27 protein-coding genes are annotated in these 25,998 nt (G+C 63.5%); 7 read left to right on the top strand and 20 right to left on the bottom strand.

The window, feature by feature from the left end:
- Together EWH12_RS08260 and EWH12_RS08255 are read left to right on the top strand one after the other, a co-directional pair.
- Entirely contained in the window at window positions 1-1,575 is a 1,575-nt protein-coding gene (locus EWH12_RS08260) for a Re/Si-specific NAD(P)(+) transhydrogenase subunit alpha (protein WP_129926270.1), read from the top strand.
- A gap of 13 nt (window positions 1,576-1,588) precedes the next feature.
- Window positions 1,589-3,040, top strand: coding sequence for an NAD(P)(+) transhydrogenase (Re/Si-specific) subunit beta (locus tag EWH12_RS08255; protein ID WP_066607887.1), 1,452 nt, complete (start codon window positions 1,589-1,591; stop codon window positions 3,038-3,040).
- A gap of 78 nt (window positions 3,041-3,118) precedes the next feature.
- On the opposite strand, the gene EWH12_RS08250 is transcribed toward EWH12_RS08255, so the two are convergent.
- From EWH12_RS08250 to EWH12_RS08225, 6 genes are all read right to left on the bottom strand, one after another.
- Window positions 3,119-3,367 carry an S-adenosylmethionine decarboxylase family protein gene (locus tag EWH12_RS08250; protein ID WP_129926269.1) on the bottom strand — a complete coding sequence of 83 codons (249 nt, stop codon included), beginning with the start codon at window positions 3,365-3,367 and terminating at the stop codon, window positions 3,119-3,121.
- Window positions 3,368-3,427: 60 nt separating this feature from the next.
- Window positions 3,428-3,679 carry a hypothetical protein gene (locus EWH12_RS08245; protein WP_129926268.1) on the bottom strand — a complete coding sequence of 84 codons (252 nt, stop codon included), beginning with the start codon at window positions 3,677-3,679 and terminating at the stop codon, window positions 3,428-3,430.
- 192 nt (window positions 3,680-3,871) lie between these two features.
- Window positions 3,872-4,435 carry a 2-phospho-L-lactate guanylyltransferase gene (gene cofC / locus EWH12_RS08240; RefSeq protein ID WP_129926267.1) on the bottom strand — a complete coding sequence of 188 codons (564 nt, stop codon included), beginning with the start codon at window positions 4,433-4,435 and terminating at the stop codon, window positions 3,872-3,874.
- The gene (gene cofD / locus EWH12_RS08235) at window positions 4,435-5,361 is read right to left on the bottom strand and encodes a 2-phospho-L-lactate transferase (protein ID WP_129926266.1); all 927 of its coding nucleotides are present in this window, start codon (window positions 5,359-5,361) and stop codon (window positions 4,435-4,437) included. The genes cofC and cofD overlap by 1 nt, the downstream gene beginning before the upstream one ends.
- A complete protein-coding gene (gene cofE / locus EWH12_RS08230; RefSeq protein ID WP_129926265.1) occupies window positions 5,358-6,095 on the bottom strand; it encodes a coenzyme F420-0:L-glutamate ligase in 738 nt (245 codons plus the stop codon). The genes cofD and cofE overlap by 4 nt, the downstream gene beginning before the upstream one ends.
- A 75-nt stretch (window positions 6,096-6,170) precedes the next feature.
- Complete coding sequence (locus tag EWH12_RS08225; RefSeq protein ID WP_066607874.1) at window positions 6,171-7,391, bottom strand: cytochrome P450; 1,221 nt, start codon at window positions 7,389-7,391, stop codon at window positions 6,171-6,173.
- 119 nt (window positions 7,392-7,510) lie between these two features.
- On the opposite strand from EWH12_RS08225, the gene EWH12_RS08220 reads away from it, so the two are divergent.
- Complete coding sequence (locus EWH12_RS08220; protein ID WP_129926264.1) at window positions 7,511-7,876, top strand: nuclear transport factor 2 family protein; 366 nt, start codon at window positions 7,511-7,513, stop codon at window positions 7,874-7,876.
- Between the two features lie 23 nt (window positions 7,877-7,899).
- Here EWH12_RS08220 and EWH12_RS08215 read toward each other — a convergent pair whose 3' ends face one another.
- The 3 genes from EWH12_RS08215 to EWH12_RS08205 form a co-directional block, all read right to left on the bottom strand.
- Window positions 7,900-8,700, bottom strand: coding sequence for an SDR family NAD(P)-dependent oxidoreductase (locus EWH12_RS08215; RefSeq protein ID WP_066607871.1), 801 nt, complete (start codon window positions 8,698-8,700; stop codon window positions 7,900-7,902).
- A gap of 94 nt (window positions 8,701-8,794) precedes the next feature.
- On the bottom strand, window positions 8,795-11,188 hold the full coding sequence (locus tag EWH12_RS08210; RefSeq protein ID WP_066607868.1) for a TonB-dependent receptor: 2,394 nt from the start codon (window positions 11,186-11,188) through the stop codon (window positions 8,795-8,797).
- 151 nt (window positions 11,189-11,339) lie between these two features.
- Window positions 11,340-12,218: a helix-turn-helix domain-containing protein gene (locus tag EWH12_RS08205; protein WP_066607864.1), complete on the bottom strand. Its 879-nt coding sequence runs from the start codon at window positions 12,216-12,218 to the stop codon at window positions 11,340-11,342.
- 228 nt (window positions 12,219-12,446) lie between these two features.
- Between EWH12_RS08205 and EWH12_RS08200 the strand changes: the two genes are divergently transcribed.
- Window positions 12,447-13,736 (top strand): MFS transporter, encoded by a 1,290-nt coding sequence (locus EWH12_RS08200; RefSeq protein ID WP_129926263.1) that lies wholly within the window; start codon window positions 12,447-12,449, stop codon window positions 13,734-13,736.
- 56 nt (window positions 13,737-13,792) lie between these two features.
- Here EWH12_RS08200 and EWH12_RS08195 read toward each other — a convergent pair whose 3' ends face one another.
- The 3 genes from EWH12_RS08195 to EWH12_RS08185 form a co-directional block, all read right to left on the bottom strand.
- Window positions 13,793-14,188: a carboxymuconolactone decarboxylase family protein gene (locus tag EWH12_RS08195; protein ID WP_066607858.1), complete on the bottom strand. Its 396-nt coding sequence runs from the start codon at window positions 14,186-14,188 to the stop codon at window positions 13,793-13,795.
- Window positions 14,185-15,033 (bottom strand): NAD(P)-dependent oxidoreductase, encoded by an 849-nt coding sequence (locus tag EWH12_RS08190; RefSeq protein WP_129926262.1) that lies wholly within the window; start codon window positions 15,031-15,033, stop codon window positions 14,185-14,187. Before EWH12_RS08190 ends, EWH12_RS08195 begins: the two co-directional genes overlap by 4 nt.
- Window positions 15,034-15,160: 127 nt before the next feature.
- Complete coding sequence (locus EWH12_RS08185; RefSeq protein WP_165363585.1) at window positions 15,161-16,471, bottom strand: MFS transporter; 1,311 nt, start codon at window positions 16,469-16,471, stop codon at window positions 15,161-15,163.
- Between the two features lie 151 nt (window positions 16,472-16,622).
- On the opposite strand from EWH12_RS08185, the gene EWH12_RS08180 reads away from it, so the two are divergent.
- Window positions 16,623-16,892, top strand: coding sequence for a hypothetical protein (locus EWH12_RS08180; protein ID WP_066607853.1), 270 nt, complete (start codon window positions 16,623-16,625; stop codon window positions 16,890-16,892).
- Window positions 16,893-17,063: 171 nt separating this feature from the next.
- Here the strand turns inward: EWH12_RS08180 and EWH12_RS08175 are convergent, their stop codons facing one another.
- From EWH12_RS08175 to EWH12_RS08140, 8 genes are all read right to left on the bottom strand, one after another.
- Window positions 17,064-18,194 carry a phosphotransferase family protein gene (locus tag EWH12_RS08175; RefSeq protein WP_129926260.1) on the bottom strand — a complete coding sequence of 377 codons (1,131 nt, stop codon included), beginning with the start codon at window positions 18,192-18,194 and terminating at the stop codon, window positions 17,064-17,066.
- Window positions 18,195-18,197: 3 nt separating this feature from the next.
- Window positions 18,198-19,280 carry a TIGR03857 family LLM class F420-dependent oxidoreductase gene (locus EWH12_RS08170; protein WP_129926259.1) on the bottom strand — a complete coding sequence of 361 codons (1,083 nt, stop codon included), beginning with the start codon at window positions 19,278-19,280 and terminating at the stop codon, window positions 18,198-18,200.
- A gap of 61 nt (window positions 19,281-19,341) precedes the next feature.
- Complete coding sequence (locus EWH12_RS08165) at window positions 19,342-19,797, bottom strand: nuclear transport factor 2 family protein (protein ID WP_066608700.1); 456 nt, start codon at window positions 19,795-19,797, stop codon at window positions 19,342-19,344.
- 14 nt (window positions 19,798-19,811) lie between these two features.
- Window positions 19,812-21,005, bottom strand: a complete 1,194-nt coding sequence (locus EWH12_RS08160; protein ID WP_129926258.1) for a DUF1214 domain-containing protein — start codon at window positions 21,003-21,005, stop codon at window positions 19,812-19,814.
- Between the two features lies 1 nt (window position 21,006).
- Complete coding sequence (locus EWH12_RS08155) at window positions 21,007-21,777, bottom strand: tyrosine-protein phosphatase (protein ID WP_066607836.1); 771 nt, start codon at window positions 21,775-21,777, stop codon at window positions 21,007-21,009.
- On the bottom strand, window positions 21,774-22,292 hold the full coding sequence (locus tag EWH12_RS08150) for a VOC family protein (protein ID WP_129926257.1): 519 nt from the start codon (window positions 22,290-22,292) through the stop codon (window positions 21,774-21,776). The genes EWH12_RS08155 and EWH12_RS08150 overlap by 4 nt, the downstream gene beginning before the upstream one ends.
- A 64-nt stretch (window positions 22,293-22,356) precedes the next feature.
- Complete coding sequence (locus EWH12_RS08145) at window positions 22,357-23,142, bottom strand: SDR family NAD(P)-dependent oxidoreductase (RefSeq protein ID WP_066607833.1); 786 nt, start codon at window positions 23,140-23,142, stop codon at window positions 22,357-22,359.
- A 158-nt stretch (window positions 23,143-23,300) separates the two neighbouring features.
- On the bottom strand, window positions 23,301-24,164 hold the full coding sequence (locus EWH12_RS08140) for a helix-turn-helix transcriptional regulator (RefSeq protein WP_129926256.1): 864 nt from the start codon (window positions 24,162-24,164) through the stop codon (window positions 23,301-23,303).
- Between the two features lie 130 nt (window positions 24,165-24,294).
- Between EWH12_RS08140 and EWH12_RS08135 the strand changes: the two genes are divergently transcribed.
- Both EWH12_RS08135 and EWH12_RS08130 read left to right on the top strand, forming a co-directional pair.
- The gene (locus tag EWH12_RS08135; protein ID WP_242495991.1) at window positions 24,295-25,587 is read left to right on the top strand and encodes a sulfotransferase family protein; all 1,293 of its coding nucleotides are present in this window, start codon (window positions 24,295-24,297) and stop codon (window positions 25,585-25,587) included.
- A 91-nt stretch (window positions 25,588-25,678) separates the two neighbouring features.
- Window positions 25,679-25,996, top strand: a complete 318-nt coding sequence (locus tag EWH12_RS08130; protein ID WP_066607827.1) for a 2Fe-2S iron-sulfur cluster-binding protein — start codon at window positions 25,679-25,681, stop codon at window positions 25,994-25,996.
- Window positions 25,997-25,998: the final 2 nt, after the last annotated feature.

Below are 25,998 nucleotides of genomic sequence, written 5' to 3'. Positions count from 1 at the left end.
GTGAGAATAGGTGCACCCAAAGAAGTGGCGCAAGGCGAGGCGCGCGTCGCGCTGACGCCCGACAGCGCTCTGCAATTGCAGAAACTGGGCCATATATGCCTTGTCGAAAGCGGCGCGGGCCAAGCAGCCGGCTTCGACGACGACAGTTATCGCGCTGCCGACGTGCAGGTGGTTGCAACCGCTGGCGAATTGTGGGCGGCATCTGACGTCATCGTCAAGGTGCGTCCGCCCGAAACAGAAGAGGCCGCGCGCCTTCAACCGGGCAAGTCCCTCATTTCCTTCTTTTATCCTGGACAGCGCAGCGACGAGCTGGCCGCGATCAGCGCGACTGGCGCCAATGTGCTGGCCATGGACATGGTGCCCCGCATCTCGCGCGCGCAGAAGATGGATGCGCTGTCCTCGATGGCGAACATTGCGGGCTATCGCGCCGTGATCGAAGCGGGCGCCAATTTCGGACGCTTCTTCACGGGCCAAGTGACCGCAGCGGGCAAGGTGCCGCCGGCCAGGGTGCTGGTGATCGGCGCGGGCGTCGCCGGCCTGGCCGCGATCGGCGCGGCGACGTCGCTTGGGGCGATCACGCTGGCCTTCGATGTCCGGCCGGAAGTCGCCGAACAGATCGAATCGATGGGCGCGCAGTTCGTCTATCTCGACTTTTCGGAGGAACAGCAGGATGGCGCGGCGACCGGTGGCTATGCCGCCCCGTCCAGCCCGGAATTTCGCGAAGCGCAGCTCAAGAAATTTCGCGAACTGGCCCCGAACGTCGATATCGTCATTTCCACCGCGCTCATTCCGGGGCGCGATGCCCCGGTCCTTTGGACCAAGGACATGGTCGAGGCCATGCGCCCTGGATCGGTCATTGTCGATCTGGCGGCGGAACGCGGCGGCAATTGCGAGCTGACGGTCACGGACGAGAAGATCGTTTCGCCAAATGGCGTTACGATCATCGGCTATACCGATTTCCCCAGCCGGATGGCGGCGCAGTCCAGTTCGCTCTACGCCAGCAATATCCGCCACATGCTGTTCGACCTGACGCCGGGCAAGGATGGCGTGATCGTCCATAATATGGAGGATGACGTAATCCGGGGCGCGACCATCGCCTTTGAAGGCGAGGTCAGCTTCCCGCCGCCACCGCCCAAGATCAAGGCGATCGCGGCCCAGAAGCCCAAACCCAAGGCGGAGGAACTGACGCCCGAACAGAAACGGGCGAAGGACGTCGCCGCCTTCAAGGCGCAGACCCGGTCGCAGGTCACGACTTTGATCGTCGCCGCGATCGTGCTGATCGCGGTCGGCGCCGTGGCGCCCGCCAGCTTCATGGCCCATTTCACGGTCTTCGTGCTGGCCTGTTTCGTCGGCTTTCAGGTGATCTGGAATGTCAGCCATTCACTGCATACGCCACTGATGGCGGTGACGAACGCGATTTCGGGCATCGTCGTGGTGGGGGCCATGCTCCAGGTCGGGTCATCCAGCACCATCATTCTGGTTCTGGCGACGATTTCGATCCTGATCGCGTCGATCAATATCGTTGGCGGCTTCCTGGTCACGCGCCGGATGCTGGCCATGTTCCAGCGGTCCTAAGGGGGTGGATTTCATGTTCGATACCGGTGTGGTGTCCGCAGCCTATCTCTCGGCCGCGGTCCTTTTCATTCTGTCGCTCGGCGGCCTGTCCAATCAGGAAAGCGCCAAGCGCGCCGTATGGTACGGCATTGCCGGCATGGCCCTGGCCGTGTTGGCGACGCTCTTTGGCCCTGGCGCGGCCAATCTGCCGATCGTGGCCGGCACCTTCGCCGTCGCAGCCGTCATCGGCTGGATCGTGGCGATGCGAGTCCAGATGACCGAAATGCCCCAGCTTGTCGCCGCGCTGCACAGCTTCGTGGGGCTTGCGGCGGTCTTCATCGGTTTCAACGCGCATTTCGAACTGGAAACGGTGAATGCGCTCGATCCGGCCGCGCGTGAAGCGCTCACCGGCTTTGCCGGCCTGCTCGCGCACAAGACGCCGGTGGAGATCAACATCCTCAAGGTCGAGGCGTTTCTCGGCATCTTCATCGGTGCGGTCACCTTCACCGGATCGATCGTCGCGTTCGGCAAGCTCGCGGGCAAGCTGGACGGCAAGGCGAAGAAGCTGCCCGGCGGCCATGTCCTCAACGCTTCCGCCCTGCTGGCGTCGTTGGTTCTGATGGTGATGTATGTCGGCGATATCGGCGTGGAAGGCCGCGAACTGACCGTGCTGCTCGCCATGGCGGCGCTGGCGCTGTTCATCGGCTTCCACCTCGTCATGGGCATCGGCGGGGCGGACATGCCGGTCGTCGTCTCGATGCTCAACAGCTATTCCGGCTGGGCTGCGGCCGCAATCGGCTTCACCCTGGGCAACGACCTGCTGATCGTCACCGGCGCGCTGGTCGGGTCTTCGGGCGCGATCCTGAGCTATATCATGTGCAAGGCGATGAACCGGTCCTTCGTATCGGTGATCCTGGGGGGCTTCGGCGGCACGACCGGCCCGGCCGCGGAAATCGAGGGCGAGCAGATCGCGATCGACGCCGATGGCGTGGCCTCCGCGCTCAACGATGCGGACAGCATCATCATCGTGCCGGGCTATGGCATGGCGGTGGCGCAGGCGCAGCAGAGCGTGAGCGAACTCACCCGCAAGCTGCGGGCCGCGGGCAAGAATGTCCGTTTCGCCATCCATCCCGTTGCGGGCCGCTTGCCGGGCCACATGAACGTGCTGCTGGCCGAAGCCAAGGTGCCCTATGACATCGTGCTGGAAATGGACGAGATCAACGACGACTTCCCTTCGACCGACGTCGTGATCGTCATCGGATCGAACGACATCGTCAATCCGGCGGCGCAGGATGATCCCAACTCGCCGATCGCGGGTATGCCGGTGCTGGAAGTGTGGAAGGCCAAGCAGGTTTTCGTGTCGAAGCGTGGTCAGGGCACCGGCTATTCCGGCATCGAAAACCCGCTTTTCTACAAGGACAATACAAGGATGTTCTACGGCGACGCCAAGGTCGCGGTGGACAGCCTGCTCGGCAAACTGGCCTGAACGCGCCTGTCAGGGAATATGTCGATGGTTTCGGCATATTCCCTGGACGCCTTCATCAGGATCGCGCCATCCGCGGGGTCACCCCCTACGCACCATGGTCCAGGTTATGCGCTCTGGCGCCAGATGATCCGCCAAAGTCGCAAGCGCCGCCGCCGAATCATGGGGCGCGCCGCTTAGAAAAATGTCGATGGCGGCATAGCCATGTTTGGGCCAGCTATGGATCGACATATGCGATTCGGCGATCAGCGCGCGCTCCAAGCCGGTCTGGCTGAACAGGCGGGTCAGGACACGCCGCCAGCGCACCGACATAGTCGAAGGTCCGGGCATTATGTCATATCCGGTTACCGCACGCTGGCTTTTTCCACGGCTCAATCGTCAATAATTCGATTATAAGGCCCGAATATTCAACATGGCCGCGATCTGTTCTTCGGCCGTGGTTGCTTCAGCGACGAGCAGGCGCAAGGCCTTTGCCGTGTCGTCCAGAAGACCGGCGCCAATAGGTCGCTCGCCATTTATGAAGCGGCGAATGGCCCTCTCGTCTATCCCAAGGCGCCGCGAAAAAGCGGTGACGCCACCAAATAGTTGAACGCAATAAGCGAAATGCTCACGTTGTTCATCCTCGGAAATTGACGCAGCCATTATTTCCCTCTTTGGTTCATGGTCTGCCGCCATAATCTATCTTGGCGATGAAACGCAATCGACCCGGCCACACCCTCTTAAATTCAACGGTCGTTCAGTGGCCCCGTCCGCCCTCCACCGCCCGAATCCTGCGGGGGAGGCACTGAAGTTCATGTTGATTGAGAGGGGAGCCGACATTCGGATTCGTCCCCACTATGACAAAATTCGCCCCGCAGATATGCCCCTGAGGTCTTCGGGCACATCAATGTCGAAACCAAGGCCCTCAGTCTCAACTATCGCCGCCTGCAATCGCTGGCTCCGATGACGGGCAAGACTGTTCGGACCAAAGGCGAACGCAAACGGATCGACATCGGCCAAAGCTACAGCATTGGTCCCCTGGCCATGGCGATCCGGCGCGAAAGCCGCGCCGGCATCTTCCGCGGCCGCCAGAAGACGCGCGATGTCGCCAGCGACCAATTTGGGCAGGTCGGCATGAACCACGACGAAACGGGATGTCCCGAACCGAAGGCGCGCCGCAGTCAGTTCGCGGTTCAATCCCCTTCCTTCATCCCGCACCCAGGCGCATGGCCAGTCAAGGGGAGCGGCCGGCGCCAGAAGGCGCACCATCCCCACCGCTTCGACTTCCGCCACGCAATCAACCACGCGCCGGGACATATCCGCCGCCAACATCATCCTCTGTCGCGCATCTAGCACACCGCCCAACCGCGACTTGGTGTCGGGCCCTTGCTTCCAGGGGATGATCACATTCCATTGCATCAGGCGCGCAGCCGGGTCGCCAGGTCCAACGCCGCCTGCGCCACCCGCATTTTATCGGCAAGCGTCGTCATCAATGTGGCGCACCGCGCAATGGCGATGTCCGTCCCATCGCACGGATCGCCGCTGTCGATCAGCATGGCGTCGATCAATCCGGCATAATGCTGCGCAATGCTGTCATTATCGACAGGCATGTGCAGTTCGCCCATCAGTTTCGCCGTCGGCCCCTTCACCGCTTTACCATTGATCAGCGGGGAGACGGCGACGACCGGCGCAGACGTCCGCGCCAACGCCGAACGCACGCCCGGCACCGCCAGCAAGGGGTCAACGCTCAAAAAAGGATTGGAGGGCGCGATGAGCACCGCGTCGGCGGACAGGATCGCGTCCACGACGCCGGGAGCGGGCTTCGCCTTTTCAGCGCCCTCGAACAGGATGGCGCGGACGACCGGCGCGCACCGCTGTTCGACAAAGTAGCGCTGAAATTCCATCAGGCCGTCATCGGTGGCCAGCATCGTCGCAACGGGATCGTCGCTCATCGGCATGATGCGGCTCGCAATATTCCATCGGACGGCGAAGCTGGCCGTAACCTGGGACAGGGATTCGCCCTGCGCCATCCTATGCGTGCGCAACACATGCAACGCCATGTCGCCGTCGCCCAGCGCGAACCAGTCCGGCCCGTCCAATTCCCGAACGGCCGCCATGAAAGCCCAGCTTTCCCCTTCCCGCCCCCAACCCTGCGCCGCATTGGCCTTGCCCGCCAGCGTGTAGAGCAAAGTATCAACGTCGGGCGACACATGGAGGCCCAGATGACGAAAATCATCGCCTGTATTGACGATCGCGGTCAAGGCGCCGTCGGGCAGGATATGGGACAGGCCCAAGGCCAGCTTGGCTCCGCCTACCCCGCCCGTCAGAACCACGATCTGTGTCATGCAAACAGATCCTCGTGCACCGGGCGGACCAGATCGGCGGCAGGTCGGGCCATGCCCCGCAGCGGATAGCCCCGGATCACCGCAGCGGGAATACCCTCCGCCCCCTCGCCCGTCGCCAGGCAAGCGGCGGTCGCGATAATATCGCCCAGCGCGATCTGGGTGACTTCCAGCGTGCGACCGTCGCGATCCATTTCACCCCGGCGGTCGTCGAGCGCGGGCAGTCCCGCCGCGCCGATGGCGACCGCGACCACACCCATGCGCCATGGTCGGCCAAAACTGTCCGATATGACCACCGGCATGTCCAGTTGCCGGTGCAACAGGGCCGCCGTTCCATCCGGGTCGACCGGCAGGAGCAGCGCGCGATCGCCGTTCCCTGCGCCGATATTGGACCGGTCGATGCCTGCGTTCGCCATGACATGGCCCAACCGGTGGCGGGCGATCAGAACATGTGGCACGGCCCGCAAGATAGCCGTGGATTCGTCCAGCACCAGCTGGACCAGTCGCGCATCCTTGCGGGTGATCGCCGCCAGCCGCTGCGCCTCTTGCCCCGGCACGACGTCATCCAGAACGACGAAACGCCCCTGCGCCTTCGAAACGATCTTCTGCGTGACGACCAGCACATCGTCATGATGGCGCTCCATGCCGCACCGCTGCATCGCGGCCAACAGCAAAGCCGCCAGATCATCGCCCGGACGAACCTCTCCAATCCCCGTCAAGGGGGTGATTTCTATCATGCGCGGCTATCCTTCGGCGTCACGCCTTCTCGTGCGACGCCACGGCCTCTTCGTCAACCTCGACGATGACGGGACTCACCCCCATTGCAGGTGCAGGTCGGGGACGTGCAGGATGTTGCCGACGAAATAGGGCACCTTGAACCCGTCCTTGACCCGGAATTGCGGCAACATGCCGACAAATTCCTCTACCGCGATCTGCAATTCCAGTCGCGCCAGATGCATCCCCAGGCATTTGTGAATGCCGCTGCCCAATGACATATGCGGCGCCTTGCGGTCGAACCGGATCGCCTGCGGATCTTCATAATAGGCCGGGTCGCGGCCGATGACCGGCGAACAGAAGGCGACATAATCGCCTGGCATGATCGTCTGCCCGTGAATTTCGATCACCTTGGTGGCGATGCGGAACGCCGTGACCGGCGCGAAGGCGCGCAGAAACTCCTCCACAGCCAGCACGATCAGCGACGGGTTGGCGCGCAATTCATCCTGCTTGTCGGGGTTTGCGGCCAGATAGTTGAAGATATTGCCCAGCAGCGACGTGACCGTGTCCAGCCCGCCGATATAGAGGTTGAAGCAATGGCCCAGCACCTCGTCGTCGTTCCACAGGCGGCCGTCCACCTCGAACGTCAAGATCTTGCTGATATAATCGTCGCGCGGCGCGACCCGGCGCGCCTCGATTTCCTCCATCAGGTAATTTTTGACGCTGCGCACGGCATTGCCGCGCACTTCCCAGTCATTGCTGTGGAGCAGTTCCTTTTCCCATTTCAGGAATTCTGCCATCCGCTCCTGCGGCAGGCCCAGCAGGTCCAGCACGATGAAGATCGGGAATTTCTCGGAAAAATCGGCGATGAAATCGCATTCGCCCTTGTCCTTGAATTCCTCGATCAAGGCGCGGGCGCGTTCACGCACCTGTTCCTTCATGGCGAACATCTTTTGCGGAGCGAAATGGCTATTGAGCGCCTTGCGATAGCCGGTATGGACCGGCGGATCGGCCTCGGTCGGGATCACCAGCCAGTTTTCACCGATATTCTGCGCCCATTTGCCCATGCCGTTCTTGGTGAAATTATCCGCGTCGCGCAGCATCGCCTGCACGTCGTCGGCATTTTTCAGCAGCCATCCGGGCTGGTCGCCGGGAAAGATATTGGTGACATAGGTGATCGGCGGCAATTCCGCGTGCATTTGCGGGATCAGCACGTCCTGCGGATTGTCGTAGGTCACCTTGCGCGCGAACAGCGGCAGGGCCATCGCCAGATGCGCGGGCACATGGTCCGGCAGGGGCTTTTGTGCGAGTGCGGTCATATAAATCTCCGAACGGGAACGGGATGAAAAATGTCCTTGCCAAAGACAGGTGCGGCACATGCCGCCTGCCCCAATCTGGCCGCGACGCGGATGGACCGCGACGACAGGAGGCGATGGACATGAACGAGGCAGCGACGCTGGATCTGGAACAGGCGATCCGCGACAATTACCGATTGTGGAACGAGGGCAAGCGGGACGAACTGGACCGGCTGTTCGCAGCGCTCGGACCGGACGGCTTCACCATAGAATATGTCGGCACCCCCGCGGTGGACGGACCGGCCGCCATGACCGATATGTGGACGCAATATGGCGGCCAGTGCACGACCGATCCGGTCGAGGTGATCGTCAACGGGTCGGAAGGCGCGGCCTATGTGCTCAACCGGCTCCAGACGCCGGACGGCATCGTCACCCTGCCGAGCCTGGAAACCTACAAGGTCGATGGCGGGCGGCTGACCATCCGCTATTTCCACCGGACCGCGCATTAGGGATCGGCAGGCGGCGGCCATGGTCAGTCCGCCGCCTGCATGAAAGCCAGCAGGTCGGCATAATGGGGCTGATGCACCAGCCCGCCGCCGGAAATCGAGATATTCTCTCCCGTGATGTAGCGCGCTTCGTCCGACGCCAGGAAAGCGACCAGCGCGGCTATATCTTCCGGCGTGCCGAATTCGGGCGTCAATATGTGCCGCTTGATGATGTCCTTCAGGCCCGGCACCGTCTTTTCCAGCGCCGGGGTCAACACCACGCCCGGCGCAATGCTGTTGCACCGGATATTCTGCCGTCCATGCTGGGTGGCGACATATTTGGTCAGGCCGATGATCGCGGCCTTGGACGATCCATAGGCGATGCGCGCCAGGTCGCCCGCCGTGCCCGAATTGGACGCGGTGTTGATGATCGATCCGCCACCGCCCGCAACCATATGGGGAATCGCATATTTGCACCCCAGCAGATAGCCGGTCAGGTTGACGTCCAATATTTCGCGCCAGATGCCGATGGGAATGTCGACGGCGGTGGTGTCCTGCGGGCTTTTGGCCGGGTCGGTCATCGCCGCATTATTGTGCAATATGTCCAGCCGCCCGAAATGATCGACGCAACGGTCCACCATCGCCTTGACCGACGCCGGGTCGGCGGCGTCGAACTGCACCGCCAGCGCCTTGTCGCCCAGCGGCTGCGCGGCGCGGGTAGCGGCATCCTCGAACAGGTCGGCGATCACCACGCGCGCGCCTTCCGCGACCATCCGCATGGCCACCGCCGCGCCGATGCCGCCGCCCCCGCCCGTTACGATCGCGACCCTGTTTTCCAACCGCTTCATATACCGACAATCTCCGTGTGCGAGCGTCCGGGAGAAGGCGATTGCGTCAAAGCCTTCTCCCATAGCCCCCTTTTATCCGATCAGCCGTGGCCGATCAGAATCTGAACGTCGTTTCCACGCCATAGGTGCCCGGCTGCCCGACATAGGCGGCCGCGATGCCCAGCGTCCGATAGAGATCGGGGAAGCGGCGCAGCAGATATTTCTTGTCGCCGATATTGCGGCCATAAACCGCGATTTCGACATTGGGATTTTCCAGCTGGAAGGCGATACGGCCATTGAAGATGCCGTAGCCTGGCACCCGACCCAACCGGTTTTCGACATCATAGGCCGCCTTGGTCGCCGCCGACGCCTGATCCGCCGCCTTCACCGCGTCGAAATGCTGTGCGCCGATATAGGCATAGGCACCCGTCACGGCCAGCGTGCCGCCGCCCAGCGGGATTTTCTGCGTCGCGCTGATGTTCAGCTGCTTCTTGGGCGTCTGGAGCAACGGCAGGCCGCTCAGATCGACGACGCAGCCATTGACCACGCCTTCGGGATTGGTGCAGCCGCTGCCCGCAATGACCTGAGTCTCGCTGAATGTCCCCTTGACATATTTGCCGTCCTGCAAGCTGCCATTGACGCTCAGCGTCATGCCTTCCCATGGCACGACGGTCAGTTCGTTTTCGATGCCCCAGATTCGGACCTTGCCGTTATTCTGGATATATTGGGTCACGCCGATGCCAGGGACGAAACTGTTGACGATCGCCTGATTGTCGTCCTTCCACGTATGGAAGATGGCGGTATTGAACCGCACCCGCCGGTCGAACAGGTCGATTTTCAAACCGGCTTCCACGTCCTTGACCTTTTCCGGGGCGAAGGCGGGCAGGCCGCCGGCGCGCAAATTCCATCCGCCCGCCTTGGCCGCACCACGGGTGGCGGCATAGAGGAAAATATTGTCCGCCGCCTGCCAGTCGATGCCCAGATTCCAGGCGGGATAGTTGAACTTGGCGTTCTGCACCTGGTTACAGGTCGTGGCGGTCACTGGCTCAGACGGCGTCACGGTGCAATTGATGCCGGTGGGCGTGCCCGCGACCGGGACATCATAGGGGCGACCCAGAACCTGCGCATTGTGCAGCACGCTGTCGCGCGTGTCCCAGGTATAACGGAAACCGCCGACCGCACGCAGCGTCGGTGTCAGCTCATAATAGGCCTGGGCGAACAGGCCGAACGTCTTGTTGGTGACGTCCGCGTTGGAATCGCGGATCAGACCGCCGAAAATCTGCGACCGGCTGAACTCATAGCCGCTTTCCTTGCCCGCATAGGCGCCGGTGATGAAGCTAAGGCTGTCGGTGATATTGCCGGAAATCTGCAATTCCTGCGACACATAATAGGAACCCGAACCGGCGAAGGTGCCCAGCAGCGGCACGGCCGTGCCGTCGGTATCGCTCAGGCCATAATTCATCGAATGGCGATAGCCGGTGATGGATTTGAGGTTCAGCCCACCCAGTTCGACATTGATCGTCCCGGAAAAGCCATAGACTTCCAGCGTGTTGAACGGCTGCACTCCGTAAAGCGCCTGCGCTTCGGGGGTCAGCGCGCCGATCCCCGCCGCGATCGACGTGCCGGTCGCGGTATTGTCCCACCAGTTCGCCTTCTTGAGCAGCCCGGCGGTCAGGCCGGGCTGGAACGGCGCCGGAACGATCGCGGGGTTGAAAGTCCACAGCGCCGTCTGCTGACCCTGGTTGGTCTGGCGATTCCAGTCGGCCGACAGCGTCACATCCCAGCCATTGCCGTCATATTTCAGCTTGCCGCGCAGGAATTTCGATTTGTTGTCCGAAAAATCGCGGTTGTTGAGCGGGTTGGTGCCATAGCCTTCGCGGTCGTTGATCGCGCCGCTCACGCGGATCGCCAGATCCTGCGCCAAGGGCACGTTGACGCTCGCCGACACGCCCAGATTGTTGTAATTGCCATATTCGGCCTTGAACATGCCGCTCAGCTGATCGTCGGGATCGCTGGTGATGATGTTGATCGCGCCGCCGGTCGTGTTGCGGCCGAACAATGTGCCCTGCGGCCCGCGCAGCACTTCCAGTCGCTGAATATCCTGAAGATCGGTCATGCCAGTCGACGGACGGGGAATATAGATGCCGTCGATATAGGTGGCGACTGCCGGATCATTGGCCAAAATCGGCTGGAGGTTGCCCTGACCGCGAATGGCGACGAACACGATGCCGTCGCCGCCTGCAGAACCGCGGCCGATAACCAGGCCCGGCGCGGTGCGCTGAAGATCGACGACCGTCTCGACTTTTGCGGTGGTCAGCGCTTCGGGGTTGAGCGCCGTGACCGCGATCGGCGTGGTCTGAAGGCTTTCCTCGGTCCGGCGCGCGGTGACGACGATGTCCTGGATGCCGCTGACGGCGCCGGTCTGCGGCGCCTGCGCCAGCGCGGGCTGCGCCAGTGCGGCGATCAGCGCGCCGGTGGCGACAGTTCCCAAAGTGACAGATTTCTTCATAAATCCTCCCTGATTATTTTTTGTCGAGCGATGCTTGTGCAGTCTGGTGTTGCGAGCAGCGGTTTAACGGGGTGCGGTTTGGCCTGACAGGGACCGCATCCTGATTGACTGTGCGGCGACAGATTTTGGCCGCCGTCCGATATTTTGCCTGTCAGTGCACCTGCGTGGGCTGGCAGCGATAATCTTTGGGCGTCTGGCCGGTCGCCGCGCGAAATGCGGCGGAAAAGGCGGACGTGCTGCTGAAACCGCAGCGCCAGCTGACTTCCTTGATCCGGCTGCTGTCGCCGCGCAGCAATTCCTTGGCCAGCGCGATGCGGCTGCGCGCGACGAATTCGCCCAGGCTGACGCCGGTGCCGTCCTTGAACACGCGCGCGACATGGCGCACGCTCATATTGCATCCGCGCGCGATGTCGGCCACGCCCAGCGGACCGGACAGATTGTCCATCACATAATCGACGATATGGCGCACCTGCCGCCCGCACCGCGACGCGCCGCCGCCCAGATCCTGCGGTCCCATATGCCGCACCAGTTCGACCGCCAGACCCATCATCATGGATTCGATCAGCGTCTGGCTGGCAAAGCCGGGCGAACGCAGTTCCGCCGCCAGCCCCTCGAACATCCGGCGCATCGCGATATTCTGCACATCCGCGCACGGGTCCAGCCCCTGAAGCGGGCGCCGGCCCTCGAACAATTCCTCCAGAAACATGTCGCCCAGCGCGACGCAGACCAGATGTCGTTCCTGCAAGGCGGGTTCGCCGACATATTGGCGGTGCGGCGGCATATAGAGGATGTCGCCCGCCGCCGCGCGCCGGTTCGGCCCGCCCATGCTGACGATGCTGCGGCGCGGCTGGCTGTCGAGCGAATAGTCGAGATAATGTTTTTCCGGGCTGAACACGCCGGTGCACGGCAAGACCCAGTTGAAGTGGCGCACGTCCACCCGTGCGTCACCCATCGTCGCCATCGCCTCGATATAGAAGTTGTTGACGCCGAACCTTTGCTGGTCGGTCCAGTCGCTCTCCGGTCGAAACATGGTTTCCTCCGTCCGTTTCTATTCTGTCTTTCCCCTTCACTAGCCGATCATCGCTGCTCGGCCTCTATCTTCGGGTAGGTAGGACCATGGCCCATATGCGACATGATCTGGCCCATCGACGGCACAGCCCCCGGTGGCGTGCACCCGCCAGCCAGTTAGGCTGCACCATTCAAAAAAGACGGAGAGGCCCGCCATGCACATCCCCCCTATCCAACGACGGTGCGCGGCATGAAGGCGCGGATGGAAAAGCCGACCGCCATGGGCCGCTATCCCTGGTATGTGCTGGGCATATTGACCCTGGCGCAAACCTGCCATGGCATCGACCGCGCCATCATCGGGCTGGTGCTGGCGCCGGTCGGGCGTGAATTTGCGCTGACCGACGGGCAATTGGGTATCCTGGCGGGCTTTGCCTATGGCATCTTCTTCGCGCTTGCCGCTTTGCCCTTCGGCATGGCCGTGGACAGGTGGAACCGGCGCAACCTGATGGCCGCGGCGCTGACGTTGTGGAGCGGGGCGACCGCGCTGTGCGGGCTGGCGACCGGCTTCTGGACGCTGGTCATCGGCCGCGCCGCCGTCGGCACCGCAGAAGCGGGCGGGTCGCCCACCGGCATGTCGCTGCTCAGCGACTATTTCGGGGAAGACCGGCGCGCCACCGCCATCGGCATCTGGTATCTGAGTTCGGGCATCGGCCTGGCCATCGCCTTCGTCGTGGGCGGGGCGATCGTCCAGAACGTCGGCTGGCGCTGGGCCTTCGTCGCGGCGGGCGTGCCGGGACTGCTGCTGGCGCCCATCCTGCTGCTGACCGTGCGCGAACCCAGGCGCGGCGCGCTCGATGCGCCCGCCCCGGCGCAACGCGACGATCCCGCCGGCCTGATGCAGCGCATCGGCCTGCTCGCCGCGCGGCCGGGTCTGCTCTACTGCATCGGCGCGATCGTCCTGATCGCGGCGGGCATTTACGGCATGAGCACATGGCTCACCACCTTCCTCATCCGGGTCCATGACATGCCGATCGCGCGGGCAGGCACACTGATCGCCATCGCCTATGGCGGGCTGGGGTCGCTGGGCGGGTTCCTCGCGGGTTGGGTGATCGACGCAATCAACCGGCGGCGCGGCGGGTTCGATCCGGCGCGCACCGCCCTGTTCGGCGCGTTCATCCCGCTGCTGACCGCCGTCACCGGCATCGCCACCATGCTGGTCCAGGACTTGCAACCCATGCTGGTCCTGATGATGGCCTGCGGCTTCCTCAGCGCCTCCTATAATGGTCCCATCTATGCCGTCATCGTCACGATTGCCGGGCCGCGCCTGCGCGGGCTGGCCGTGTCTGTGGTGCAACTGGGCGCCAACCTGATCGGCGTGGGCGCTGGCACCTATCTGATCGGCGCGGTCAGCGATTATGTCGGCGGCAATGAAGGCGTCGCCTGGGGCATCGGCACCGCCATGCTGTTCACCTTCGCCGGTGGCCTGATGCTGCTGATGGCGTCGCGCGCCATCCGCCGGTCGCCAGCGCCCGGCGCATGAAAAACGGCCCGGTCGTGTCCGACCGGGCCGCCCCTTTTTCTGTCATGGCCGCTGGCTTATTCGCCCGCCGCTTCACGCTCCGCGCGCCGCGCCTTGGCCGCCTCTATCCCGCGGAACACCGTGGTCGTATTACCCGCCCCGGCGTAGAAGAGGATGAACAGCGGCATGAAGTCCAGTTCCTCATCGGTAAATTCGCCATTGATAAGCGCGCCGTTCATCTGGATTTCGACCAGATCGGCCCGCCCCAGCATCGCCGTGGCGCCCAGTACCAGCAACCGCTTTTCGCGCATCGACAATATGTCGCTGGCCCATAAATTCGCGAACTGGTTGCCCACGATTTCCTGGTTGAAGGCGGAATCGCGAAACGGCAGCGTCATTGCCGACGTGCCCGGTCCATAGACCTTGTCGAAAACCTCCAGACCCTTCTGCCACTGTGCTTCGTCGACCTTCATGCCTTCTCTCCCATCACATCGGCCATGCCCACGACCGCCTGGTCGGTGCGGCGCGTCAATTCGATCAGCGGCAAGGTGATGCCATAGCTGCGCGCCAGGTCGATCGCCGCGTCCAGATCCTTTATCATCAGCGCGCGGGTATATTCGCGGATCGCCGCTTCCTGTTCACTCGACGCCGGATCGTCGCGCACCGCCAGCATCAACGGCCCGCCCACGCTGTCGGAACTGGCGTCGATCACCTCGCTCAACTGGCGCACGTCCACGCCCGCATTGCGGCACAGGATCGCAGCTTCATAACCCGCGCGCAGCCCGCCGAACACGATGACGTTGCGCGCGATCTTGGCCGCCATGCCCGCACCCGGCCCGCCCATATGCGCGACCAGCTTGGCAAAGCCGTCCAGCACGGGGCGCACCCGCGCGACGCTCTCGTCCGTACCGCCGACCAGGCAGACCAGGCCGTTTTCGCGCGACTTGGGACCGCCGGTTACGCCGCAATCGACCAGGTCGACGCCCGCCGCGTCGGTCAGCGCGCGAAGCGCGTTCAGATCCTCGATCGAAACGGTCGCGACCAGCACGATGCTCATCCCCGGCCGCGCCTGCGCCAGCACGCCGTCGGGACCGGACAGGACATCCACCGTCTGCTTGGCATTGACCACCGCGATGATGACGACATCGGCCTGCCGCGCCAGTTCCGCCGGGCTGGCCACCACCGCGGGCACGCCGTCCAGCGTGTCGGACGCATCGGCCCGCACGTCATAGACCGCCGCCAACTGGCCGCTGCGCGCCAGGCAGATGGCGACGCCCGCCCCAATCTGTCCCAATCCGATTACGCCTGCATTCTTCATCCTCAACATCCTTTCCGTCGCTTGTTAGCGATACTGTGGTCGTGATGGCGACAGCCTGACACAGCCATGGCCCCGGCGTCATCCCGCACCGAACGCGGTGGCCGAACATCGACAGCTTTGCCGCCAATCACGACGCATTTGCCGCCCGTGGCAACCGCCGCGCCGCCAGCAGATAATGGCCCACCGCCAGCAACAGCACGAACGCGGCCAACTGCATACTCAACTGCAACCCATCCGCCGCCGCGCTCAGACAGGCGGGCGCGGGCTGCCCCGTCCGGCAATCGGCGGCATAGTCGCCGGCATAGAGAAAGACGGCCAGCCGGTCGCTCAGATAACCCAAAATCACAGACCCCAGCCCCAGTCCGGCGACCGTCTGCCCGAAACTGTGCAGCGCGGCGGCCGACGCGCGCATCCGTGGTTCCACCAGCGACTGCGTTATTGTCATGATCGCGGGGATGAACGCATAAAGCAGCGCGGTCGCGACGAACAGGAAACCGATCAGCCAGCGCCAGTCGGACTGCTGTATCGCCAGCAGGTAGAGCGGCAACGCGATTCCCACCGCGATCGCGGGCGCCCACCCGCCCCAGCGCATGTCGCGGCGGATCAGATGGCCGATCAGATAGCCGCCGCTCACCTGTCCCACCATCGTCGCCAGGCTGAACGACAGGGCGAATATCATCCCCGCCTGCGCCAATGGCAGGTCGTATCGCCGCACCAGCAGCGGGATCAGGAACAGGTTGGTGCCAAAACCGACCATGCCGACGAAACCACTGCCAAAGGTCAGATGCAGGAACGCGGGCGACCGGCCCAGACGCCGCAGCACCGCGCCGAAGGGCGGTGTGTCCGCCCGGTCGCCCGCGTCGGTACGGGCAGGTTCCGGGATGGTCAGGAACAGCAGCGCCGCCAGCAACAGGCCCGGCGCACCGACCGCCACCAATGCCATGCGCCAGCCGAAATGCTGCGCGATCGCGCCGCCGCCGATCGCCGCGATCGCCCCGCCCAGCGGCACGCCCAGCGCGATCAGCGAAAAGACGACTGCGCGCCGCCCGGCGTCGAATCGGTCGGAAATCATCGACACCAGCGCCGGGGTGAAACCCGCTTCCCCCACGCCCACCCCCATCCGGCACAATAGCAACTGGATATAGCTGCCCGCCATGCCCGTCAGCGCCGTCATGAACGACCATAGCAGCGTCACCGCCGCGATGATCCGCACCCGGCTGTAGCGTTCGGCCAGCCGCGCCAGCGGGATGCCCAGAATCGCATAGAAGAAGGAGAAAGCCAGCCCGCCCAGCAAGCCCAGTTGCAGGTCGCTCAGTTGCAGGTCGTGACGGATCGCTTCCCCCACCACCGCAATGATGGTGCGATCGATGAAATTGAACATATAGATCGCGCCCAGCAACAGCAGAAACCAGCGGTCGCGTGCGCCAAAACCCGTCATTTTCATCCTCGCCCCTGCTTTGGCCATCATCGGGCCTTATCCTGTATCAGTACAGATAGAACAGAATCTTTCCTATGTGTATTGGTTTTCTCTTGAAACTGTCTCCGGCCTGCGCCAACAGGTCGATAGAATCGACAAGAGGATATTGGACATGAAGATGATAATCACGCTCGCCGCCCTCGCCATGGCTACGCCCGCGCTGGCGCAGGCGCCCGCTGTCGATCGCAACGCAGCGATTTTTTCCGCCGAAGGGACCAAGATCGGCAAGGTCGACAAGGTTGTGACCGCCGACGATGGCGCGCTTGCCGCTGTCCGCGTCATCTATCGCGGCAAGTTCATCACCATCCCCGCCGCGACGCTCAGCACCGGGGAAAAGGGCGTGACGACCAGCCTGTCGAACGCCGACCTCAAGAAATTCTGATCCCGCTCGACGGTTGCGCAAAGGGCGGCGGGGGATGCTTCCCCCGCCGCCCTTTTGCCTGGCATCGACACATAAACAAGACTTGTTCATTTAATCGTTAGCCTGCTAATTAAACCACGCCTTTGTCGCCATGACTGTCCATCTTGCTGTCTACTAATGGCGCCCGCCCGATCAGGCCGCATCCTCCTCCACCGGCGTCAGATTCTTCATGAACGCCACAAAATCCGGGCCGAATTGCGGCACCGGCAGGCCCAGTTTTTCCGCCAGATATTGCGTCATGAAATTGTCGTTCAGCGACTTGTTGGTCGCCGGAATGTTGCCGATCCCGACCTGCCGGTCGAACGCGCCCACCGCAACCAGCGCCATGCGCAACGCAGCCACAATATCATAATAATCCAGATGCCGGGCCTTCTGCCCGGACGCCGCTTCCCAGATCGCGACCGTCTCGTCCCGGCTCGGCAACCCCTCCAGCCGGGTGACGCCGAAACGCCGCCCGAACAGGTCGTCGAAATAAAGCCACCAGGCCAGATCCAGCTCCGCCGGGCCAAGCGCGGCCAGTTCCCAGTCGATCAGCGCATTGACGCTGCCGTCCGGCGCGAACATCACATTCGACGGCGTGGGATCGCCCCACAGCACATTGACTCCCGCATCGTCGGGCATGTTCGCCCGCACATAGGCCATCGCCGCATCCACGATCGGCATGGACCGGCCCCGGCCCGCCGCCCTGTGCCACGCCTCCAGCGCGCCGACATATTGGTCCAGCCCCGGCTGGCCATTTTCGGGCTGCGCCAGAAAATCGAACCCGTCGCGCCAGTCGATCGTCGCCATGCTGGCAAAGGCGGAAATGGCGTTGGTAAAGCTGGCGCGGCGCTGGTCCGGCGTCATCTCCACCAGCCAGCCGTCCAGATTATAATTGGGCTTCTGCCTGGCGCACTCTCCCTCGACCTTGCCCATCACCAGGAAGGGCAGGCCAAGAATGTCGGACTCCAGATACATGCCGATCCACGGCGGCACGGGCAGGTCGCCCCGCGCATAGAGCGCGGCCATCATCTTGCCCTGCAACGCCAGGCTGCTGCCGAACACCACCTCCAGGTCCATCGGCTGCCGACGCACCACCAGCGTCTGGTTCTGTGTCCCGGCGGGGTCGACATAATCGACATCGACAAAGAAGATATCGGCGGAAAATCCTGCCCCCAGCGTGACGTTCAGCGGGCGGACGACAATGTCGCGCCAGTCGGGTTTTTCATTGGCCAGCCAGCCCTGCAACTGGGTGGTGATGCGCTCCGGCGTCAGAAACTCCATGACTTACAGCCCCTTCGCCGCCAGCGCGCGCTTCAGTTCGCTGGTCAGCAGACCCATGTCCTTGGGCGATGATCCATGCAGCAATATCTCGTCCGCGCCAGCGTCCAGATAGGCCATCAACTGATCGGCGCACTGCGCCGCCGTGCCGACCGCCGCGCCCTCGTCCAGCCATTGCTGCGGGATCAGCTTGCTGACATCGACCAGTTCCTGCCGCGTATAGGCCTGATCGGCGGGCTTGCCGTTCAGGCTGGCGATCTTGGGATGGGCGCGGATCTGCTCCAGCACGCCCTTGTCCCAACCGTTGATGTCCACGATCAGGTCGCCGAAACCGGGCAGTTCGAAATAGGTGATGGCGCGGCCACCGACGACCGCCTCCTCCTCATCCTTGGGCAGGTCGGGCGCGACGATGATATTGTGGTAGATGCGCACCGCCATCGGATCGCGCCCCGCCTTTTCCGCAGCGTCGCGCACGATCTTGACGCTGTTCTTCACCCCCTGCGCCGATACGAAGGGGTGCAACAGCACCCCGTCGCAATGTTCGCCGGCAAATTCCAGGCTCTTGGGACCGATGGCGGTAAAGATGATCGGCGGCGGCGTGCCGCCATGGCGATCGGTCAGGCTGATCGCGGGGAATTTTCCCAATATGCCGTCATAATCCACCTTCTCCCCCGCCCACAGGCGACGGCAGATGGAAATAAGGTCGGCCAGCCGCTCCATCGTGATCGGCGGCGATCCCAGCATCTTCATATAGGCCGGGACGGCGCGCGCGAACATCAGGCGGAATCGGTCCCCGCTCATCGCCTGCATCAGGTCCGCGACGCTGGCGGTGACCAGCGGGTGACGCATCGTGGCATACATGGTGCCGGTGATGCGGATCTTCGACGTCGCCTGCGACACTGCGCCTGCCAGCACGGCGGGTTCCTTCAGCGCATAGCGTTCGGAAATCCACACGCAGCCCAGGCCGATCCGCTCGGCCTCCTGCGCTTCCTCTATCCCCCGGCGCGGATCGCTGACCCGTCCGGGCAGGATATAGGTGCCGAACTTGTCGAACAACGCCTGCGCGCCGGGTTCCATTGCTACCGTCATATCCTGTCCTCTCAAATCCATGGCGGGCAGGATTGCCGCGCAGCACAGGCGGCGCAACCTGTCAAAGGACAGGCGCGGGATGCACTTCGACATAGAGGCGGGTCAGCTTGAGGAAGGCGATCTTCCACACGCCGTCGACGCGCACATAGCGTTCGGTATAATGGCCAAAGCCAGTGATCGACTCGCCGCCGGGGATCGGGCATGTGCCCGGCGCCCATACTACCCGGTCCTGCATCGCGGTGACAACTTCGGCACTGTCGCCGTGCAGGGCGATTTCGGACGAGTGGACCTGATGCGCGCTCTGCGCGTCGATGACGGCGGAACGCACCTGTTCCAGGATCGCGGCATGGCCGCTGATTGGGGGATGGCCGGTATCCTCCTGCACGTCCATCACCGCGTCCGGCGTGAACAGGGCTATGAAGCCATCCCAATCCTTCGTATCGAGCAGGCGGCAATAGCGCGCCTTCACCTGACGGATCGCCTCATAATCCAGCAGCATGGCCAGTGCGTCGCTCATGATCGCCTCCTCCCTCACCAGATGACGCGCATCTGCGCGCGCAATGTCCGTTCGCGGATCGCGGCGTCGCGCGCCTGTGGCGTCACCAACATGGTGTCGGCGGGCAGATGCTCACGCACCTCGGCCAGCTTCACCTTGCGCATCGTCGGCGTCGGGCGCGCGTCGCTGTTGAACCAGCGTCCCTGCACCGCGCCGCTGGCATAGCCTGCGGTATCCAGCCAGTTGTGAACGCCCGGATCGCGCGCGGAAATGACCGCGCGGAAGATGCCGTCACCATCGACCACCGCCTGCGCATCGTTCAGGCTCGACTGGTTGTGATACCAGTCGGTCGTCTCATAAAGTTCGTTGGTCAGGATCAGCGACCAGTAAGCGACATCGGCCGGAATCCGCACTTCGGTAATCAGCGCCTCATCCTCGGCCAGATCATAGGCGCCCTCATAATAGGACTGGCGGGCCAGCCCCGTCATCTGCGAAAAATCCACGACCTTGAGCGTGTTGATCAACCCTTCGTCACGCAGTTTCTGCACCTTGTCGGGGAAGGCCAGCGCACAAACCGCCGCCGTTGTCGGTATCTCGGCAAAGCGATCAGCCAGTTGCGCCAGCGTCGGCCGCCCCTTGGCGGCGCGTTCCGCGTCCAGCCGGACGATGCCGAAACGCGGCTCCCGCTCCACGCCCCAGTCGCACCCGACGATCCGCACCATCAACTTTTCGGTGTCCGGTTTCAGTTCCCACCAGTCGCCGCTGTAGCCATCGGGCCGGGCGGGCGAGAGGATCACATCGAACCCGCCATCCGCACCGATCGCCAGATCGTCGAAATCATTGGCGTCCTGCGCGGGATGATGCTGCCCGGTGCGCAGCGTGTCGGGGCCAAGCTGGGCCAAAATCATCATCCGCGTTGTGCCCCGGTCGCCCCGGATGCGATAGGTGCCGCCCTTCTCGATCAGCGCCGCCTTGTAGATGGTGTCGGCATTGGGCTGAAAGATATTCTGGCAGATATTGAGTTCGGGCACGAACATCGGATGGCTGCGATCGTGCATGATCGCGTCATTGGCGGTGCGCAGCACGCCCGCCAGCAACAGTCGCATCGCTTCCTGCATCACCTGCGCATCGTCATGCAGCCGCGGCGGAATCCGGTCGCGCATCTGCTGGCCCAGCGGGCGCAACTGATCGAGCAACTGCTCCCATTCGTAAATCGCCATGTCCGTCATGTCATTCTCCGCCCATAACAAGAAGCTGCCGCAGCGCGTCGCGTCGCGCCGCATCCACCCCCGCCGCCTGGAAATAGTCGTCGATCCCGCCCCATTGCGTCCCCACCACGTCCAGCGCACGGTTCAGGAAGTCGGCATGAACACCGATCAGCACAGCGACCATTGCGTCGGGGGGGACGAAGCCGAAAGTCTTTTGCAGATCCCGCTTCAAATGGCCCGACATGACAAGATTCTGGCCGAACACGTCGGACCGGGCATAGTCGGCGCCAATGACGTCGCGCGGCACGCCCAGCAGGTCCAGAATCAGCGCGATCACCACCCCGGTGCGGTCCTTGCCCGCGGTGCAATGGACCAGCATCGGCGTATCGCCCGCCAGCAACGCATCGACCATCGGCGCGACATGGGGCAGGAACGCCTGCGGCATCAGGCCGTAATTATGGGTCATGACCGCAATGGCCCGCGCCTGCGTCGGATCACGCCCCAGCGTCATCCACATTTCCTCCCCCTGCGCGCGCAGATCGGTGTTCATGTCGAGGTCTAGGATGCGGCAATCGGCCCCACACCAGTCGTGCGGCGCCTTGTCCCGCTCCATTTCCGACCGCAGGTCCGCCACCGCGCGAACGCCCAGTTCGGCCAGCTCGGCATGATGTTCGGCGACGAAACTGGCCGGACCTTCGGACCGGAACAGGATGCCGGGTCGCACCTGTCCGCCATGGATCGTCGGCAATCCGCCGATGTCGCGAAAGTTGAGGCGGGACAGCGCGATCGTCATGCCGCGTTCTCCACCGCCGGATAGGCAGGCACGATAGCCCCCATCTGCGCCAGCAGGTCGGGCGACATCCACACATGCTCGACATAATGGCCCAACGTCGCGCGCTCGTCAGTATAGATGAAGCGCAGCATGTCACCCACCGCCCCTTCGAACACCACCGGATGCGCCGCAAGGTCCAGCGAGGCGACATGCGCGTCCCAATGCGCCATCGGTCCCTCGATCCGGCTGGCGATATGGTGGAAGCAGATGGCCAGTCCCTCCCGGTCGGGCAGCACGTCGCTGAACAAGGGCGCGGTATCGCCGACCGGCTCGATCAGTTCGATTTCCACCCCGCCGACCACGGCCAGCGCGATCTTGAGCACCGGCTTGCCGGCCGGGTCTTCGCCCGGCTGGATGTTCGACATTTCGAAAAAGCCGGGCGTCCCATAGTCGGCCGCCAGCCGCGCCATCGCGGCCTCCATATCGTTGGTGACATAGGCGATCTGGGAATGGTGACTGTTGGGCCGGGCAAACATGCGCTTCTCCTGTGGGGCGTGCCGGATCAGCCGCATCGCGACCCGCCGGGCACCTGCCGGACGATCAGTTGGCGAACAGCTTGCCGCCATCCACGACCAGCGTGTCCCCGGTATGATAGGACGCCATGTCGCTGGCGAGATAGACGACCGCCCCCTCCAGGTCGGCGGGTTTCCCTGCGCGGCCCAATGGAGCCTTTGCCGCAACCATGTCGGCGAGCATCTGGCCGACGGCGGGGTCGGCGAAGGTCATGTCGGTTTCGATAAAGCCGGGCGCGATGACGTTGCAACGCACACCAATCGGTCCCAGTTCGGCGGCCAGCGCCTTGGCCAGCGAATTGAGCGCGCCTTTGGCGATGCCATAATGGGCCATCGTCGGCACGCCCTGAAAGATCGACCCGCTGCCGCAGATGATGAGCGACCCGCCCGGATCGCCCGCCTCCGCCCGCGCCTTCATGTGCCGCGCGCCTTCGCGCAGGGTGAACACCGCGCCGTCCAGATTGACGTCGATCAGCTTGCGGTATGTCGCAACGTCCATGTCGGTAAAGGCGACCTGACTGGCAATTCCGGCATTGGCGACCAGCGTGTCAACCCGGCCCATCGCGTCGAGCGCGCGGGCGAAACCGGCGACGATCGCCGGCTCGCTGGCCACGTCCACACTGTCGGCAAATACCCTGACCCCATATTGACGCAGCGCCTGTGCCGCTTCTTCATTCCTGTCGGCGCGCCGCCCCCACAGGATGATGTCGCTGCCCGCGCGCGCCAGCCCACGGGCATAGCCGAAACCCAGTCCCGAATTGGCGCCGGTGACCAGCGCCACCTTTCCCGTCAGGTCGAACAGATTTTCCGGCATTGCGCTTCTCCTGCTGGCCGCTCGTCATGGGGCGACGCTTTGGCGCGACAGTGCGGGCGAAGGCGAGCGACGACAAGGGGGCGGACTTGCGCGGTTGCGCCAATGCCATCGCCAAACTGCCCTGGTCCCCAACACCCTGGCGCCAAATTACCCGAACGTCAGTGCAGCATAGATTCGCGGAACTGCCGGGGCGTCAGGCCGGTCGCCTTGCGGAAGGCTGCGGAAAAGGCCGCCGCGCTGTCGAACCCACATTCCCACGCGACCACCTTGATCGCGGCGCTGTCCTGCCGCAGCAACTGCCTCGCCCGTTCGATCTTGCGATCTGTCACATATCGGGTCAGCGTCTGCCCGGTGGCGGCGCGGAACTGGCGAAAGAAATGCCGGGTCGAAAGGCCACATTCCGCCGCCAGCTCCGCAACGGCAGGCGCCTTGCCCGGCTGTTCGATGCGATCGGCGATCCGCCTGATCTGCCCTCGCGACAGGCCGCCCTGCGTCCCGCCATCCTCTGCCGACTGACGCAGATAGCGTTGCAGGTCGATCGACGCCTGCATCCAGATCGCCTGGGTCAACATCTCGCTGCAAAACCCCGGTTCGGCAATCTCTCCGGCAATGCGCCGCAGCGCGTCGCGGACCACGGGGCTGCGCACATTGAGCGACGCCTGCAAGGCGTCGTCCGACAAATGCAGCGCATCGCCATCGAACGCCGTCCCGTCGAAACCGCAACAGATCGACATCTGCTCCCCCTCCCCCCATGCGGTGTGCAACGGATTTCCCGCCGGAATGAAGATGATGTCGCCCAGTGCGCTGGTCGGGCCATGATAGCCGCCGCAGGGCTGCCCCGGCCTTGGCGACAGCGCCAGATCGAGGAAGCTGCGCGGCGAGGAGAAGACCCCGCCCTGCACCCCGCGAAAACGATAATGATGCAATTCCATCACCACGCCGGGCAGCGCGATCCGCCCCTTGACCGTGCAGTCCATGGCGGGCGTGACCGGCAGGTCATAGACTTGGGAAACAGCGTCCATCCATCCTCTCCGCTTGGCTCTTTGGCGGCCCTGTGGCGCGATGACGCAGCAATTGGCGCAGCGGCGATGGCCGCGCACCTTGCCGAAGACAGGGTGGCCGCGATTAGATGGCGCATCAAGACAGGAGAGCATGATGGGCAGTCCCGCGCAGGAAGCGGCCGCGCGCCGCAATATCATAGACATTACCGACCTGCATCATCCGGTGCTGACCGACATCCAGAAACAGGTGATCGCCGGGGCGCAGGCGGCAGCGGACCAGATCGTCTTTCAGCCCGCGATCATCCTGGACGCGGCACAGGCCCAGACCGGCCTGTCCGATTTCGGCGCGGACGATTTTCGCGAAAGGCTGGCCGTCTGGTGCCAGGCGATCGAGGAGGACGTCAATGCGTCAGCGGTCGCCCGCGCCAATCTGTTCCAGATGATGATCCGTTTCGCCGCGACCCGGCTGCGGATCGAGGATATGGTCAGGCGTCATCCGGAAATACTGGACATACAGATCGAACGGCCGATCATCGTGGCGGGCCTGCCCCGGTCGGGGACCACGCATCTGCTGGGGCTGCTGTCGGCCGATCGCCGCTTCCGCTCCCTGCCCTGGTGGGAGGCGATCGCGCCGGTGCCCGCGCCCGACGAGCAGCCGACGCCGGGCGACGCCAATCCCCGCTGGACCAAGGCCGAACAGGGATGGCGGATGATGGAGAGCATATTGCCCTACATGGCGATCATGCACGAATTTTCGCCCGACCATATCAGCGAGGATATCGAACTTCAGGGACCGGATTTTTCGTCCTACCTGATCGAATGGCTGGCGATGGTGCCGCGCTGGCGCGATTATTATCTGAGCCACGACCAGTCGGGCACCTATGCCTATCTGAAAAAATCGCTTCAGGTGCTGACATTTCTGAACGGGCCGAACCGCTGGGTCATCAAATGCCCGCAGCATATGGAGCAGTTGCCCGCGCTCCATAAGACTTTCCCGGACGCGACGTTCGTCATCACCCATCGCGATCCTGTCGGCTCGATCCGCTCGCAACTGACCATGTACAGCTATGCCGCCCGCATGTTCCGAAAGTCGATCGATATACGGGAGCCGCTGGGCTACTGGCCGGACCGTTACGAAAAATTGCTGCGCGCCTGCGTGCGCGATCGCGACATATTACCGCCCGATCAGACGATCGACGTCTATTTCCACGACTGGATCAAAAATCCCGATCCGATCCTGAAAGAGATTTACCGCATCGCCGACATTCCCCTGACCGACGAGGCGCTGGCCGACCTGCATGTCTATCTGGCCGAACATGGCGAGCAGACGAAGGGCAAGATCGTCTACGACCTGGAGCGGGATTTCCACGTCACCGGGGACGAATTGCGGCGCCCCTTCGCCTTCTATTTCGATCGTTTTCCAGTGCAGGTCGAAGTGAGATAGCGTCGCTTGCGCCCTGTCTTTCGGCAGGCAGGGCGAGGGGCGGGCCGCATTAGGAGCGCCTATCCCTTCCGATTTCCAGCCGAGGACCATCATGCCCGAACTCAACGTCATTACCCGCGACGGCACCTGCAAGACGATCGACGCGCCTGCGGATGTGTCGGTGATGGAAGCGATCCGCGATGCGGGCTTCGACGAATTGCTGGCGCTGTGCGGCGGATGCTGCTCCTGCGCTACCTGCCATGTCTATGTCGATCCGGCCGTCGCCGCGACGTTGCCGCCGGTAACGGAAGATGAAAGTGACCTGCTCGACGGTTCGTCCCACCGCACCGAACAATCCCGCCTGTCCTGTCAGCTGATGATGTCTCAAGCGCTGTCGGGCATGACCGTCACCATCGCACCCGAAGATTGACC

The organism is Sphingobium cupriresistens (assembly GCF_004152865.1).
GTDB lineage: Bacteria > Pseudomonadota > Alphaproteobacteria > Sphingomonadales > Sphingomonadaceae > Sphingobium > Sphingobium cupriresistens.
Note: the sequence above shows the minus strand (reverse complement) of the source record. Positions and strands in the feature narration are given on the sequence as shown.